Origin of the sequence: Bacillus sp. EKM202B (assembly GCF_011066025.1) — a bacterium.
Classification (GTDB): Bacteria; Bacillota; Bacilli; order Bacillales; family Bacillaceae_G; genus Bacillus_A; species Bacillus_A toyonensis.
Genome location: NZ_JAAMNK010000005.1, coordinates 138,452 through 154,391, shown reverse-complemented (window position 1 = coordinate 154,391; position 15,940 = coordinate 138,452). Strand labels below are relative to the sequence as shown.

14 protein-coding genes and 1 other annotated feature are annotated in these 15,940 nt (G+C 36.2%); of the genes, 10 read left to right on the top strand and 4 right to left on the bottom strand.

Features of this window, described 5'->3' with window-relative positions; translation table 11 throughout:
- Positions 1 to 18 precede the first annotated feature (18 nt).
- From G9F74_RS09065 to tyrS, 4 genes are all read left to right on the top strand, one after another.
- The gene (locus tag G9F74_RS09065; RefSeq protein WP_016107219.1) at positions 19 to 1,521 is read left to right on the top strand and encodes a DUF4077 domain-containing protein; all 1,503 of its coding nucleotides are present in this window, start codon (positions 19 to 21) and stop codon (positions 1,519 to 1,521) included.
- A gap of 195 nt (positions 1,522 to 1,716) precedes the next feature.
- On the top strand, positions 1,717 to 2,112 hold the full coding sequence (locus tag G9F74_RS09060; RefSeq protein ID WP_000573656.1) for an SET domain-containing protein: 396 nt from the start codon (positions 1,717 to 1,719) through the stop codon (positions 2,110 to 2,112).
- 386 nt (positions 2,113 to 2,498) lie between these two features.
- Complete coding sequence (gene murB, locus G9F74_RS09055; RefSeq protein WP_001057110.1) at positions 2,499 to 3,416, top strand: UDP-N-acetylmuramate dehydrogenase; 918 nt, start codon at positions 2,499 to 2,501, stop codon at positions 3,414 to 3,416.
- Between the two features lie 105 nt (positions 3,417 to 3,521).
- Positions 3,522 to 3,738: a binding site (T-box leader), on the top strand.
- A gap of 52 nt (positions 3,739 to 3,790) precedes the next feature.
- Positions 3,791 to 5,053, top strand: a complete 1,263-nt coding sequence (gene tyrS, locus G9F74_RS09050) for a tyrosine--tRNA ligase (protein WP_016107218.1) — start codon at positions 3,791 to 3,793, stop codon at positions 5,051 to 5,053.
- 340 nt (positions 5,054 to 5,393) lie between these two features.
- Here tyrS and G9F74_RS09045 read toward each other — a convergent pair whose 3' ends face one another.
- From G9F74_RS09045 to G9F74_RS09035, 3 genes are all read right to left on the bottom strand, one after another.
- Positions 5,394 to 6,572, bottom strand: a complete 1,179-nt coding sequence (locus tag G9F74_RS09045; protein ID WP_000043190.1) for an NAD(P)/FAD-dependent oxidoreductase — start codon at positions 6,570 to 6,572, stop codon at positions 5,394 to 5,396.
- Positions 6,573 to 6,616: 44 nt separating this feature from the next.
- The gene (locus G9F74_RS09040) at positions 6,617 to 7,057 is read right to left on the bottom strand and encodes a DUF1641 domain-containing protein (protein ID WP_001115309.1); all 441 of its coding nucleotides are present in this window, start codon (positions 7,055 to 7,057) and stop codon (positions 6,617 to 6,619) included.
- A gap of 437 nt (positions 7,058 to 7,494) precedes the next feature.
- On the bottom strand, positions 7,495 to 7,839 hold the full coding sequence (locus G9F74_RS09035) for a winged helix-turn-helix transcriptional regulator (RefSeq protein WP_000760481.1): 345 nt from the start codon (positions 7,837 to 7,839) through the stop codon (positions 7,495 to 7,497).
- 373 nt (positions 7,840 to 8,212) lie between these two features.
- Between G9F74_RS09035 and G9F74_RS09030 the strand changes: the two genes are divergently transcribed.
- The 4 genes from G9F74_RS09030 to G9F74_RS09015 all read left to right on the top strand — a co-directional run bounded on the left by G9F74_RS09030 (position 8,213) and on the right by G9F74_RS09015 (position 11,614).
- On the top strand, positions 8,213 to 9,376 hold the full coding sequence (locus G9F74_RS09030; protein ID WP_002049375.1) for an MFS transporter: 1,164 nt from the start codon (positions 8,213 to 8,215) through the stop codon (positions 9,374 to 9,376).
- A gap of 165 nt (positions 9,377 to 9,541) precedes the next feature.
- A complete protein-coding gene (locus G9F74_RS09025) occupies positions 9,542 to 10,381 on the top strand; it encodes an aldo/keto reductase (RefSeq protein WP_000793554.1) in 840 nt (279 codons plus the stop codon).
- A 124-nt stretch (positions 10,382 to 10,505) separates the two neighbouring features.
- Complete coding sequence (locus G9F74_RS09020; RefSeq protein WP_001022548.1) at positions 10,506 to 11,429, top strand: thioester domain-containing protein; 924 nt, start codon at positions 10,506 to 10,508, stop codon at positions 11,427 to 11,429.
- A 53-nt stretch (positions 11,430 to 11,482) separates the two neighbouring features.
- Positions 11,483 to 11,614 carry a hypothetical protein gene (locus G9F74_RS09015; RefSeq protein WP_002093070.1) on the top strand — a complete coding sequence of 44 codons (132 nt, stop codon included), beginning with the start codon at positions 11,483 to 11,485 and terminating at the stop codon, positions 11,612 to 11,614.
- A gap of 47 nt (positions 11,615 to 11,661) precedes the next feature.
- On the opposite strand, the gene G9F74_RS09010 is transcribed toward G9F74_RS09015, so the two are convergent.
- Complete coding sequence (locus G9F74_RS09010; RefSeq protein WP_000689915.1) at positions 11,662 to 12,300, bottom strand: NAD(P)-dependent oxidoreductase; 639 nt, start codon at positions 12,298 to 12,300, stop codon at positions 11,662 to 11,664.
- Positions 12,301 to 12,603: 303 nt separating this feature from the next.
- On the opposite strand from G9F74_RS09010, the gene G9F74_RS09005 reads away from it, so the two are divergent.
- The gene (locus tag G9F74_RS09005; protein WP_001022880.1) at positions 12,604 to 14,034 is read left to right on the top strand and encodes an alanine/glycine:cation symporter family protein; all 1,431 of its coding nucleotides are present in this window, start codon (positions 12,604 to 12,606) and stop codon (positions 14,032 to 14,034) included.
- Positions 14,035 to 14,368: 334 nt separating this feature from the next.
- Positions 14,369 to 15,811 carry an alanine/glycine:cation symporter family protein gene (locus G9F74_RS09000; RefSeq protein ID WP_000346394.1) on the top strand — a complete coding sequence of 481 codons (1,443 nt, stop codon included), beginning with the start codon at positions 14,369 to 14,371 and terminating at the stop codon, positions 15,809 to 15,811.
- Positions 15,812 to 15,940 lie beyond the last annotated feature (129 nt).

Below are 15,940 nucleotides of genomic sequence, written 5' to 3'. Positions count from 1 at the left end.
GAAGGTGGGGCTTCATATATGGAGTGGTTAAAGAGAACTTGTTTTTCTAACCTTGAGAAAGAATCACAGAAAAATCATTTATTGCTGTTTATCACGATTTGCAGTTTCTTCCTTGGGGTAATCGCGATTGGGTATTACGGATATATTTTTACAGAGAGAGCAATAGCATTTTGGATGTGTGGTATTTCTATCGTAGTATTTGGAACGCTGCTTACTTTTATAGAAAGTATGGAAGCGATGTATAAATACATCATGACATGTATGCTACTTATTATGTCTTTCATTATGGTACAAGCATTTAATGAAAGCCCAGCTGTATTTCAAATGGTCTATTTTACATTAGCGGTTTCACTTATTTATTTGAGTGAACGTCTTATTTTAATTCTTGGCGGGGTAGCAGTTGTTGTTACATTTATACTTTGTAGTTATTGGCCAAATCAATTTTTTGCTTATACAGCATCATCTGAAGCTGCAAATTTTGCAAGCTTGTTAGCGATTGTAACGATCGCAATGTGGGGTGTCACAAAGATTGGTTCTAATCTTTTGGCTCGTTTAAGTGATGAGAAGCAAGCAGTGATGAAGAAAGCTCAGGAGTTAGAAGAAACGCAAAGGCTTATTGAGGAAACTGTTGTGAAGTTAGATAGTAATTTCAATCATTTAAGACAGAATATGAACACGTCGATGGAGTCGATGAGTGAAATTAATTTTGCTTTTGAAGAAGTGGCAGTTGGTACTCAATCACAATCAGAGATGATGTCACGTTCAGTAGAAGTATTGAATGATATGGAGGGAAATATTGACCAAATCATCTCTCAAGTAAGAAATGCTTCGATGCGTGTTGATAAAAGTTTGGAAATCTCAAAGGGTAGTGTAAACACTTTAAGAAATTTTGAAGCTAACATGAGAAGTTTAAATGATGTTGTTTCACAATCAGAAACGATATTTAGAGAATTGATGACACAATCGAAACAAATTAATGAAATTGTAGATGTAATAACGAATATTTCAAGTCAGACGAGTTTGCTAGCTTTAAATGCAAATATTGAAGCTGCAAGGGCAGGAGAACATGGAAAAGGTTTTGCTATTGTAGCGAATGAAGTGTTGAAGCTTGCTGAAGAATCGAATCGTTCTGCGGGGAGAATTCAAGGGATTTTGAAGGAGTTTAGTAATCAAGCAAGTAAAGTAGAAGTGCAGGTAGAGAAGTCAGAAAGAGTACAAGAAGAGTGTAACGAAATGTTAGCAAGTGTTTTAACGAATGTAACGGATTTAGGGAAGTTTATTGATACGATTAATGATGTAATGAGAGAGATTGTTGGTCATCAAGAAAATTTCCAAGTTAAAACGACGAATATCGTTAAAGATGTGACACATGCTTCTAACGTAATTCAGCAAACTTCTGCAGCTACGGAAGAAGTGTTAGCAAGTATTGAAGAAGAGAAGAATCGAAATGATACGTCGGTGAAGACGCTACATACTGTTAGTGAGCAAGTGAAGTTGCTAGAAGATATTTTAGAAAAATAATATCGCTGAAAAAGAGCACAAATGATGTGCTCTTTTTCAGTTGAACGAATACTTGATAGGAATTTAATTGCTTTTCTATGAGTTTTCTGCCAAGCTTAAGGAGATAAAATTTAACTAATAGCTACTGATTATTAGTTAAATCTCGCGGATAGCGAGATAAAATACTTCAAAGAAAGAATTATATAGGTGACGCATATGATCGAAGTTAAGACTTCTGAACTTAGTGATGGAGAATTTAATAGAGGTGTATTTGCAACTCGTGATATTAAAAAGGGTGAGTTGATACACTCAGCACCAGTTATCTCTTATCCGAATGAACAGCATGAACATATTGAGAAAACGTTACTTGCTGACTACGCATTTGAGTATGGGGTAAATCATACGGCATTCCTTTTAGGATACGGCATGTTATTTAATCATTCATATAAGCCGAATGCAACGTATGATATCGTCTTCGAGAACCATACGTTTAACTTCTTTGCTTATAAGGATATAAAAGCTGGAGAAGAGATTTTAATCAATTATAATGGTGAAGTTGATGACGATGAACTATTATGGTTTGATAAGGAAAAAGAAGAGAACGAAAAGTAATATAAAGAGTATAGAAAGAGCGCATTCTGTGGGATGTGCTCTTTTTTTATATTGAAGAAAATAAAGTAAAGATTACAAAAAAATACCACTTTATTTTCGTGTGGTATAGTAAGATACTGAAGGATAGTGTTTTATAAAAGTTATATATTTTACAAATTGTTGTCTTTCTGATGACATGTCAAGTTTAGTAGTCCATTTGGGTTGCTTTATTATGCAATATATATTTTAATATGAGTGGCACCTCTTATAATTTAAGAGGTTTATAGGTGTCTCGAATTGATTTTGGGTACACTGTATCCACCACTTTAGTTTCATTTCATGTATGTGGGGATATTATGGGCCCGTATAGCGGGATAAAAAGAATATAGAAATAGAGGAATCGTAAAATGAATATGCAAGAGGTTTATAAATATTTAAGTACGGTATTGCCTGAAGGTCATGTTACACAAGATGAAATGTTAAAGAATCATACGCATATTAAAGTTGGCGGAAAAGCAGATGTGTTCGTTGCGCCTACGAATTATGATGAAATTCAAGAAGTTATTAAGTATGCTAACCAATATAATATTCCAGTTACGTTTTTAGGAAATGGATCAAATGTCATTATTAAAGATGGTGGGATTCGCGGAATTACGGTCAGTTTAATTCATATTACAGGTGTTACTGTAACAGGAACAACGATTGTAGCACAGTGCGGTGCAGCAATTATTGATGTATCACGTATTGCATTAGACCACAATTTAACAGGTCTTGAGTTTGCTTGTGGCATTCCAGGTTCAGTTGGCGGAGCATTATATATGAATGCTGGTGCCTACGGTGGTGAAGTATCGTTTGTATTAACAGAAGCTGTCGTAATGACAGGTGATGGAGAGTTACGCACTTTAACGAAAGAAGCATTTGAATTTGGATATCGTAAGAGTGTATTTGCGAACAATCATTACATTATTCTTGAAGCGAGATTTGAACTTGAAGAAGGTGTACATGAAGAGATTAAAGAAAAAATGGATGATTTAACGTATAAGCGTGAATCGAAACAACCTTTAGAATATCCTTCATGCGGTAGTGTATTTAAGCGCCCACCAAATAACTTTGCTGGTAAGTTGATTCAAGAATCAGGACTACAAGGAAAGCGAATTGGCGGAGTAGAAGTTTCATTAAAACATGCTGGATTTATGGTGAATGTTGATAATGGAACAGCACAAGATTACATCGATTTAATTCACTTCGTACAAAAGACAGTTGAAGAAAAATTCGGTGTGAAGTTAGAGAGAGAAGTAAGGATTATTGGAGAAGATCTACAATAATTTTTGAATTAAAAGCGTATAAAAGTATGAATTATTTTAAAATAACATTTGGGTATTGTTGACAATTTGTTTTCAATTCAATATAATGGCTAATAATTTAACAAATAACATACGTTGAAAGAGCCCAGTAGCAGTTTGTCACTGTTATCAAAGAGAGCTAGGGGTTGCTGGAACCTAGCACAAACAAACTTGTGAATTACACTCTGGAGTATCTTAGGTAACGCTAAGCGGAGTAGCAATCGATATTATTGCTAAGAGTGGTATGAATAGCTATGCTATTTATGCAAACTGGGTGGTAACACGGTGAATAATCGTCCCTATGTCATAGACATAGGGGCTTTTTTGTTTTAAAAAAATAAAGGGGATGACAAAAGATGAATATTATTGATGAATTAGAATGGCGCGGTGCTGTGAATCAACAGACGGATGAAGAAGGTTTACGTAAGTTAGTAGAAGAGAAAAAGATTTCACTATACTGCGGAGTAGATCCAACTGGTGATAGTATGCATATCGGACATTTGATTCCGTTTATGATGATGAAGAGATTCCAATTAGCTGGTCATCATCCGGTTATTTTAATTGGCGGGGCAACAGGAACAATTGGTGATCCAAGTGGACGTCAATCAGAGCGTCAACTGCAAACTTTAGAAGTAGTGCAGCATAATGTAGATGCGTTAACAGCGCAAATGAAAAAGCTATTTGATTTCGGTGGAAATAGCGAAGTGAAGATGGTAAATAACTACGACTGGACACATGAAATAAACATTATTGAGTTTTTACGTGATTACGGGAAAAACTTTAGTATCAATAGCATGTTAGCGAAGGATATTGTAGCAAGTCGTTTAGATACAGGCATTTCTTTTACAGAATTCACGTACCAAATCTTGCAAGCGATGGATTTCCATCATTTATACACGAAAGAAGATGTTCAACTGCAAATTGGTGGTAGTGACCAATGGGGAAATATTACGAGCGGGTTAGATTTAATTCGTAAGTTAGAAGGACATGAGGCGAAAGTATTTGGACTAACAATTCCGTTATTATTAAAATCAGACGGTACGAAATTTGGAAAATCAGCAAGTGGTGCGGTTTGGCTTGATGCTGAAAAAACAACGCCATTTGAATTTTACCAGTTCTGGGTGAATACAGATGATCGTGATGTAATTAAATACTTGAAATACTTTACATTCTTAGCGAAAGAGCGAATTGATGAATTGGCAACGAAGGTAGAAGCCGAGCCTCATAAACGTGAAGCGCAAAAAGTGTTAGGCGAAGAAATGACGAAATTCGTTCATGGAGAAGAGGCATTATTGCAAGCTGTGAAAATTACCTCGGCATTATTTAGCGGAGATATTAAATCGTTAACAGCTGATGAAATTGAACAAGGCTTTAAAGAGATGCCGACATTCCAGTCTTCCAAAGAGACGAAAAATATTGTAGAGTGGCTAGTTGATTTAGGGATTGAACCATCTAGACGTCAAGCTCGTGAAGACATTAATAACGGTGCGATTTCTATGAATGGTGAGAAAGTAACGGATGTAGGTACGGATGTTACTGTAGAAAATTCATTTGATGGAAGATTTATTATTATTCGTAAAGGGAAGAAGAACTACAGCCTTGTGAAATTAGGAGAATAGTTTGTGTGAAGGGGATGGGAGTAGGAAGGATACTTCCATCCTTTCATATACACAATTTAGACATAAAATAATCAGTAAATTTAGATAATTAAAAGGGTTATACGATTCTTCTGCCGAATAAATAAGTTAGAGAAAATTACGGATAAAGTGAAACTTTAATCAGTGGGGGGTTGTTCCTCCCCACTGATTATTAGTTGAACCAATCGGGCTTTTACGGGCAGTTAATCTTCCGACTTCATCCCTGCATTCACTGGATTTTAAGGTGGAGGTTTTACTGCCCGTTAATGCGGGATAAAAATAGCCCGAACCATGCAGGGCATGATTCGGGCTTATATTCAGATTAGTAAGCTAAGCTGAATAGACCTTTAATGTGTGATAAGTAACGAACGTTACTTGCTTCTTTCATTAATGATGCTGGTAAGCCTTTAAGTGGAGTATTGCTTGCTCCAATTGTAGCAACAGCATCTTTACGTCCTAGACTAGCAAGCGTTCCAGAGTTTACAGGTGCGAACTCTTCGAATGCTTTGCCTTCTAGTGCTGCGTATAAGTTGTATCCAATTAACTCACCCATTTGCCAAGCGATTTGTGCAGTTGGTGGGTATGGACGTCCGTCTGGAGCGAAGACAACAGCGCTGTCTCCAGCAACGAATACGTCTTTATGAGAAGTAGATTGTAGGTATGCATCAACTGTTGCACGACCACGGTTTACTTCAAGACCTGATTCACCGATTAATGGGTTACCTTGTACGCCGCCTGTCCAAACGAATGTGTTAGCAACAAGTTTTTGACCGTCTTTTAAGTCGATTTCATTGCCAGCAACGTTTGTTACAGGAAGACCAGTTAAGAATGTAACACCGCGTGCTTCTAGGCTAGTAGTTGCACGTTCGATTAAGTGGTCTGGTAATACTGGAAGGATTTTTGGACCTGCTTCAACAAGAAGAAGTTTAACTTCTTTTGGATTTACGCCGTGGCTTTTTGCAAGTTTAGGCATAATGTCAGCAAGCTCACCAACTAGCTCAACGCCAGTTAATCCGCCACCACCGATTACGATTGTAGCATCCGCTTCGTTTTTCGTTTTCGCGTATTCACGAATACGGTCTTCAACGTGTTTGTAGATTTTGTTTGCATCAGCAGCAGATTTTAATACCATGCTGTTTTCTTCTAGTCCTGGAATACCGAAGTAAGCAGTTTTACTTCCTAAAGCAACTACAAGTGCATCGTAAGATAATGTAGTGCCACCAGCTAGTTTGATTTCTTTGCTATCAACTGAGAATGACTCAACTGTTGCGATTTTAAGATCGATATCTTTACCTTTGAAAAGCTTTGTAAGTGGCATTGCAATTGCTTGCTCAGCAACGTTACCAGCTGCAAGGCGATGTAGTTCAGTGATGATTTGGTGTGTTGGGTATTGGTTAATCACTGTAACTTGTGCTTCTGATTTGCTGTAAAATTTACGTACGTTTAAAGCGGCAAGAAGACCGCCATAACCAGCGCCTAAGATGACAATTTGTTTTGACATAGTATGATATCCCCCGTCTTTACTAATTGTTGTTATAAGTTAACTTATTTATTGTTACGTTCTGCACTAATTTGAAGATATGCGTTCACAAAGCGGAACATTTTTTGTGCTTGTGGGTCTTTTAGTAATTTTAATAGACCGAATAGGCCGATAACTTCGTTGCTTTCGTCAGCACGATCTTTCGCTTCGATTGCAGTTGCAGCCATGCTTTTCACTGTATCTTTTACAGGCTCTACAAGCTCTGTGATTGCACCAACAGTGTCGCTTTTTAATACTTCATCAGTAGCAACAGTTTGAGCGAAGTCATAAGACTTAGTTAAAATGTTAACAAGCTCAGTTAATTTTGGAAGCTGTTCTACTAGTGTTGTTAATGATTCTTGTACCTCAGGTTTTAACAACTGATCAAGTACATCAAGTTGTCCTTGGCTAGCAGAAATTTGTACAGTTTCTTGTTCTGGCTTTGTTTGAGTCATAGTTTCTGGCATCTCCAATTCTCCTTTACGATAGCAATACTCTTATTTTTTATAAGTAAGATAGTAACCGTTTACGAAACTTTATACAAAGTTTCACAAAACACAATAAAATGCCTTTAAATTTATGACAGCAACTAAGCTGCAAACATAAATCTAAAACCATAACGTCTTACTTATTATTTATGAACTGTCCGATATATGGCTTGTCCGCATAATGGAAAAGCTCCGTTACCGGAAAGTGTATATAATATATATCCTATATTATATACTATATACACCTATGTTAACATAAAAATGATTCCTAATTATTTGATATTGAGTGTATAACGTAGTGCTGACAAGGTATGAAAGCGTATAAAATATTTTGTTTCAGTTAGAAATGTACATATATATATATAGAAAAAAAGGAAAAAACGAACAAATTCATGTTCGTTTTTTCCTTTTTCCTATTATTCACCTTCCGCAATTAGCATCGATGTGTTACCTTCTTTTTCAAGATGGCATTCGCCCCAAGAACAAAGAGAATCAAGAATCGATTCTAAAGACCAACCGTAATCAGTAAGAGAATATTCTACTTTTGGTGGGACTTGATTGTATACTTTTCTTTGAATAACGCCGTCGTCTTCTAATTCACGTAATTGCTGCGTTAACATTTTTTGTGTAATACCAGGCATTGAGCGTTTTAGTTCACTCGTTCTCTTTGTACCTTTCGTTAAGTGACAAAGAATAACAACTTTCCATTTGCCGCCGATAACTTCTAAAGTCGCCTCTACAGGAATATTGTATTTCTTCATATGAAACCCTCCTTTTGTGAGCGAAGTAAGTTAAATAATATAAATGTTACTTTTTAGTACCTATAGCACTTTAAAGTACGTACTTTTTATTATGTTAAATATGTTTCATAATAGCACATGTAAGAGGCAAATGAGTAGTACGGTACTGAAAAGTGACTATGTTACTTTTTGGTGCCTATCGTACTTTAAAGTGCGTTCTTCAAAAAAAGGATGAAACCATTCATAATAGCATTTGTAAGTATGAAATATATGTTTTAGAAGATAGAAGGGCCCTTTTATCATACTATTATGATTGGATTTCTTGTAATAAGGAGGAATTCAATTGAGTTCATATACAGTACCATCTTCGGAAGTTCAGACGAATCGAAGAAGTATGTTTGCTTTATTAGCACTAGCAATTAGTGCGTTTGGGATTGGTACGACCGAGTTTATTAGTGTCGGTTTACTACCATCTATTTCAAAAGATTTAAATGTCTCGGTTACAACAGCTGGTTTAACGGTTTCCTTATATGCGTTAGGAGCGGCAGTAGGAGCTCCTGTTTTAACAGCGTTAACGGCTAGTATGTCGCGAAAGACATTATTAATGTGGATTATGGTTGTTTTCATTATTGGTAATGGCATTGCGGCGGTAGCAACAAGCTTCACTGTATTAATTATCGCAAGGATTGTAGCTGCATTTGCACACGGTGTGTTTATGTCGATAGGATCTACAATTGCGGCTGCAATCGTACCAGAGAATAAACGTGCTAGCGCAATTGCGATTATGTTTACTGGATTAACAGTCGCGACTATTACTGGTGTGCCAATTGGAACATTTATCGGTCAAGAGTTTGGCTGGAGAGTGTCATTTATGGCGATCGTTGTAATTGGAATTATTGCTTTCATCGCAAATAGTATACTCGTCCCATCTAATTTAAAAAATGGTGTACCTGTATCGTTTCGTGATCAATTTAAACTAATTAAAAATGGAAGACTGTTACTTGTTTTCATTATTACTGCACTTGGATACGGCGGTACATTCGTAACATTTACGTATTTATCACCGTTATTACAAGAAGTAACAGGATTTGAAGCAAGTACCGTTACCATCATTTTATTAGTGTATGGAATCGCCATTGCGATAGGGAATATGGTCGGCGGAAAATTATCGAATCATAATCCAATTCGAGCGCTATTCTACATGTTCCTTATTCAAGCGATTATATTATTTGTTTTAACATTTACAGCGCCGTTTAAAGTAGCTGGATTAATCACAATTATTTTCATGGGACTATTCGCGTTTATGAATGTTCCGGGGCTACAAGTATATGTAGTTATATTGGCAGAGCGCTTTGTTCCAAGTGCGGTTGATGTTGCTTCAGCAATTAATATTGCCGCATTTAACGGAGGAATCGCTTTAGGTTCTTATATAGGTGGCCTTGTAACGAATTCGTTAGGGTTAATCCATACTGCTTGGGTAGGCGGCCTTATGGTAGTAGGTGCTGTTATTTTAACAGCATGGAGTATGACATTAGAAAAAAGAGATCAAGTAAAATAAAGTGAAACTTTAATCAGTGGGGGTGTTCTTCCACCAATGATTATTAGTTGAACCAATCGGGCGTTTACGGGCAGTTTATCTCCCACCTAACGTCTTTGCTTCAGCCGAATTTTGAAGTGGGAATTTTACTGCCCGTTAATGCGGGATAAAAGGAGAGAAAATAAAATGAAAAACTTACAAAGTAAAACAGTATTAAATAATGGTGTAGAAATGCCTTGGTTCGGTTTAGGTGTATTTAAAGTAGAAGAAGGACCAGAACTTGTAGAAGCAATTAAATCAGCGATTAAAGCAGGATACCGTAGCATCGATACAGCTGCAATTTACGGAAATGAAAAAGCTGTAGGTGAAGGAATCCGTGCAGGTATTGAAGCGACTGGTATTTCAAGAGAAGAATTATTTATCACTTCAAAAGTATGGAACGCAGATCAAGGATATGACGAAACAATTGCTGCATATGAAGAGAGCTTAAAAAAATTAGAACTAGATTATTTAGATTTATACCTTGTTCACTGGCCTGTAGAAGGAAAATATAAAGATACATGGAAAGCGCTAGAAACACTTTATAAAGAAGAGCGTGTACGTGCAATTGGCGTAAGTAACTTCCAAATTCATCACTTACAAGATGTAATGAAAGATGCAGAAATTAAGCCAATGATTAACCAAGTAGAATATCACCCTCGTTTAACACAAAAAGAATTACAAGCTTTCTGTAAAGAACAAGGTATTCAAATGGAAGCATGGTCACCACTTATGCAAGGTCAATTATTAGATAACGAAACATTACAAGAAATTGCTGATAAACACGGTAAAACAACAGCGCAAGTTATCTTACGTTGGGACTTACAAAATGGAGTTATTACAATTCCAAAATCAACGAAAGAACACCGTATTATTGCAAATGCTGATGTATTTAACTTTGAATTAACAAAAGAAGATATGGAAAAAATCGATGCATTAAACCAAAATCACCGCGTTGGTCCAGATCCTGATAACTTCGATTTCTAAGATTAAAGTAGAGAAAAAGAGTGCAAATTATTTGCACTCTTTTTGTTGTGTTTATGTATAAAAAAAAATTCTAACTAAATACTACTTATTAGTAAATTTGTTATTTCATAAGGGGTTGTAAAACATGAATATAAAGCAATCGTTCAAACTTTTAGCTGTTTTTTTAAGTGTTTTATTTGTATTATTCCCACTTCAAAAAGCATTTGCAGAAGTTATGGACCATACAAAGTATGAAATGGATTGGAGTTATAGTAAGTCAAAGAAAAGACCAATCCGAACAGAGCTTATTAAAACGGCAGATGGAAAAATTGCATTTTGCTTAAATGTAGATTTGAAATCTCCAAGTGGTCAAGATTTACCGGAAATGGGAAAAGTGGATATTAACGTGTACCGTGTACTATTAAATGGATATCCACAAAAGAGTCCGCAAGAATTAGGCGTTTCCGATTGGAGAGAAGCACATTACGCAACACAGCTTGCAGTATGGAATGCATTAAAACAAATCGATATTAACGATTTAGATTTCCGTAATAAAAACGTAGAGAAAGTAACGAAAGACATAGTTGCAAAGGCAAATGCGAGTGAAGAGTTACAAGAAATTACGATGAGTGTAACTCCTACAGAAGAACAAGAAGCAGTATTGAAAAATGATTTCTTTGAAACAGGTTTATATACAGTAGAAACGAATGCAAAAAGCGGAACGTATAAAGTGCAAGCAACAGGTGCACCAGCTGGTGTGAAATTTGTAAATGAAAAAGGCGAAGCAAAAAATGAATTTAATGTAGGAGAAAAGTTCCGCATTTTAATTCCAAAACAAACACCAGCAGGTGGATTTAGCTTTAAAGTATCAGGAAATTTAACGAAATTACAAGGGATTGCGCATAAAGGAACACCGACGATTCAAAATGCGGTTGTATTATTAGAACGTAGTGAAGAGAAAACAAGTCCGGAATTAGCGGTGAGTTGGAAAAAGTCTGAAGGACCACAGAAACCGAATAAACCGTATACTCCAAACGAACCACATAAACCAAATCAAATTAAAAGATAGTATAAAAAGCATTGGCATTTGCCGATGCTTTTTATATACATGGATTAGAAGGAATGGAAAATACGAAAGCATTGACAGAACAATTTAATGGTATGTTATTTGAGTATGGTATACATGACGTATTCTTTAAAATTACGAAACAAGGTTTCGAAAGAACAGAAGGTATACAAGAGGTAAAAGCTTAAAAAATAAAAAAGCTCGTAAAACATAATGTTTTACGAGCTTTTTCGTATTATTCAGCTTCAGAAACTACTGTGAAGCGTTCGTTCACATGTTTTGGATTTTCGATTTCATCAAGTGCTGCTACTGCGAAGTCTTCGTAACTTACATAGCTATCGCCTTTTGAGTTAACAAGAAGATTGTCTTTACCAGCTGTGTAAGAGCCAGTGCGTTTTCCTAATGCGAATAGTGCAGAAGGGCTGATGAATGTCCAAGTGATGTCATTTGTTTGTTGTAAGATTTCTAAGTTTTTACCTTGGTTTTGAGCTGTTGCAAGGTATTCGCCCGGGAAACCTGGTGTATCAAATACACGTGTTGTTTTCTCTTCGTCTACAAATAAGCTTCCAGCTCCACCAACTACAAGTAATTTTGTATGTGGTGCACCTTTCACAGCTTCAATCAGTACATTTCCTGCATCTACGTGAAGATGCTCTTGTCCTGCTGGAGCACCGAAAGCATTTACAACTACATCGAATGCTTGTAGATCGTTAGATGTAAGAGCGAATACATCTTTCTCTAAAACTTTTACATTTTTTTCTGTAATTTTCGCAGCATTTCTTACAATTGCAGTAACTTCATGTCCACGATCTAATGCTTCTTTTAAAATACGGCTTCCAGCTTTACCAGTTGCTCCGATGATTCCGATTTTCATAATAAATCCCTCCAAAGTGTTTTGTTAAAGTGTATATCTGAAATGAATGAATGTAATGTAATTAGGTTAGTTACAACATGATGTAACTATTATAGTTACAGTTATATATTTTTGTCAATGGTGTTGTTTATGAAATTATTTTTTGTTTTAGTATGCACAGCTACTGAAAGTGGAGTCATAAAAGAAGGATGTATTTACGTAGAGAAACCTAATATTTGGAAGTTATAAGATGTCGAAAAATGTTGATTTTTGAATATTTTTTGAATATAATTCGATTTATGGAGAAAAGGAGGGGTTAATTGTATGAATATTTTAGATCAATTCGTTTCATCAACGAATACGATTCTTTGGTCATATGTTCTTATTGCAATGCTAATTGGTTTAGGGCTTTATTTTTCTATTAAATTAAAATTCGTACAAATTACTCATTTAGGAGAAATGGTTCGATTAATGAGTGATGGACTAACTGGTAAGACACGTAAAAAGGGTAGCGTATCTTCTTTCCAAGCGTTCTGTATGAGTTCAGCAGCTCGTATCGGTATCGGAAACTTAGCTGGTGTAGCGCTAGCTATTTCTATGGGAGGACCAGGAGCTGTATTTTGGATGTGGGTTATTGCAATTATCGGGGCGTCTTCAAGTTTCGTGGAAAGTACACTTGCGCAAATTTATAAAATAAAAGATGGCAGTGGCTTCCGTGGTGGTCCTGCTTATTATATGGAAAAAGGTTTAAATAAACGTTGGATGGGAATTTGGTTCTCTATTCTAATCACAATTAGTTACGGTTTAATTTTCAACTCAGTACAAGCGAATACAGTTACGTTAGCATTTGAAAATGCATTCGGTTTAGAGCGTTATATTGTTGGGATTGTATTAGCGGCATTAGTTGCAGTTATTATTTTTGGTGGTGTGAAAAGTATTGCGCGTATGTCAGAAATGATTGTTCCGCCAATGGCACTTATTTATATTGCAGTAGCTATTTTCGTTGTTATTAAAAACTTCTATTTAATACCAGATGTATTTACAGAAATCTTTAAAGGTGCATTCGGTTTAGATTCAGCTGTAGGTGGCGGTATCGGTGCTGCAATGAAATTTGGTATTCAGCGCGGGTTATTTGCGAATGAAGCAGGTATGGGTAGTGCGCCGAACGCGGCAGCAACAGCTGATGTAACGCATCCAGCGAAACAAGGTTTTATTCAAACAATCGGGGTTTTAGTAGATACATTTTTAGTATGTACATCAACAGCGTTTATCGTATTATGTTCTGGTGCATATAAAGCAACAAATTTAGAAGGTATTGAATTAACACAAAACGCATTAAGTTCACAAATCGGCCCATGGGCAAGTAGCTTCTTAGCGATTATTATTTTCTTATTTGCATTTAGTTCACTTCTAGGAAACTACTATTATGGTGAAACGAATATTGAATTCATTAAACAAAGTAAAGCTTGGTTAACAATTTACCGTATTGCGGTAGTTGCAATGGTATTATTCGGTTCTGTTGCGACGCTTAAAGTCGTATGGAATATGGCGGATTTATTTATGGGTCTAATGGTAATTACAAACTTAATTGCGATTACACTTCTTGGACGATTTGCGTATGCTGCGTTGGCAGACTATGTAAAGCAAAAGAAACAAGGAAAAGATCCAGTCTTCAGTGCAGATTCTATTCCTGGTTTAACGAATACAGAGTGTTGGGATAAGCCAGCGGTAACGGATAAAGAAAAAGCAGTGTAATGAAAAGGCGAGCATCGAGAGGAATTTGATGCTCGCCTTTTTTGTTGTAGTAAATGATGAGAAGGGTGAAAGGTAATTATTAATATAATTTTTGTTTGTTCATTTCTCTCGTTATTTGTAGGCAACGTACTGTCTTAAAAGTATGATTGGTCGAATAGGATGAGTGATTGAGTAGTGGATAAATGCACGTATTGGTTATAGTTTTAAGTGAAAAACATATGTATGTTAAGAAATCTAACTTAATCATGTCATAAAACCTAACATAAAGTTCTTGATTACTAAAAGTTTTTAGAATATAATTTTCTTATTGTTAGGAAGAGGGGGCAATTCGATTATGGATTTTTTAGCTAAAGTAATTGGGGATGTAAATAATGTCCTTTGGTCATATATCATTATCGCGATGTTAATTGGATTAGGACTCTATTTTTCATTTCGTGTGAAATTCGTCCAAATTCGCTACTTTGGAGAAATGATTCGCCTACTTGGGGACGGGGCGAGTTCAAAGACAAGAAAAGCGCAAAAAGAAAAAAGCGGTGTATCATCATTCCAAGCATTTTGTATGAGTACAGCTTCTCGTGTAGGTACTGGTAACTTAGCTGGTGTAGCTATTGCAATCTCAGCAGGTGGTCCAGGTGCTGTATTTTGGATGTGGTTAATTGCGGTAATTGGGGGTGCTTCTGCGTTTGTAGAGAGCACATTAGCGCAAATTTATAAAGTAAAAGATGGGAACGCATTCCGTGGGGGCCCAGCGTATTATATGGAAAAGGGTTTAAAGAAACGCTGGTTAGGTGTTGTTTTCTCTGTTCTAATAACAGTGAGTTTCGGATTGATTTTTAATGCAGTACAGTCAAACACAGTAGCGGCAGCTTTTGATGGCGCATTTAAAATGGATAGTAGACTTGTAGGTCTGTTTATGGCTGGTTTACTTGCAATCATTATTTTCGGTGGGGTTAAGCGAATTGCGCGTGCGGTTGAAATGATTGTTCCGGTAATGGCAATTATATATGTAGCAGTTGCATTATTCGTTGTTGTAACAAACATTACGGCAATTCCGTATGTATTTAAAGAAATCTTCTTACATGCATTCGGAATTAAAGAAGTAGTTGGTGGGGGATTAGGAGCTGCGATTTTACTAGGAGTAAAACGTGGATTATTCTCAAATGAAGCTGGTATGGGTAGTGCACCGAACGCAGCAGCGACTGCGAACGTAACGCACCCAGTTAAACAAGGTTTCATTCAAACTTTAGGGGTATTTACAGATACATTATTAATTTGTAGTTGTACAGCGTTCATCATTTTATTATCTGATGTACCTGGTGCAGCTGATTTAAATGGAATTCAATTGACGCAACAAGCGTTAAGCCAACATATCGGACCGTGGGCATCTGTATTTGTAGCGGTTGCAATCTTCTTATTTGCATTCAGCTCATTAGTAGGTAACTACTACTATGGTGAAACAAATATTGAGTTCTTAAATGGAAGTAAAGTGTTATTAACGGCATACCGCATTGCTGTACTTGGTATGGTTATGTTAGGATCTGTAGCAACAATTCAAATCGTTTGGGACTTAGCAGATTTATTTATGGGGATTATGGCTGTTATTAACTTAGTGGCAATTGTATTCCTTTCTAAGTACGCTTTCGCAGCGTTATCAGATTACGTAAAGCAAAAGAAACAAGGAAAAGATCCAGTCTTTTATGCGGAGTCTATTCCAGGGTTGAACAATACAGAGTGTTGGGATAAGCCGGAAGTAGCAGATAAAGAAAAAGCTGTATAATAAAGTGAAACTTTAATCAGTGGGAGTTTTACTGCCCGGCAAATAGCGGGATAAAAGATAGAACGAGCATCAGTGAAATTTGATGCTCGTTTTTTGTGTAGTTATAAAACAGGAGAAAGGGGCAAAAGA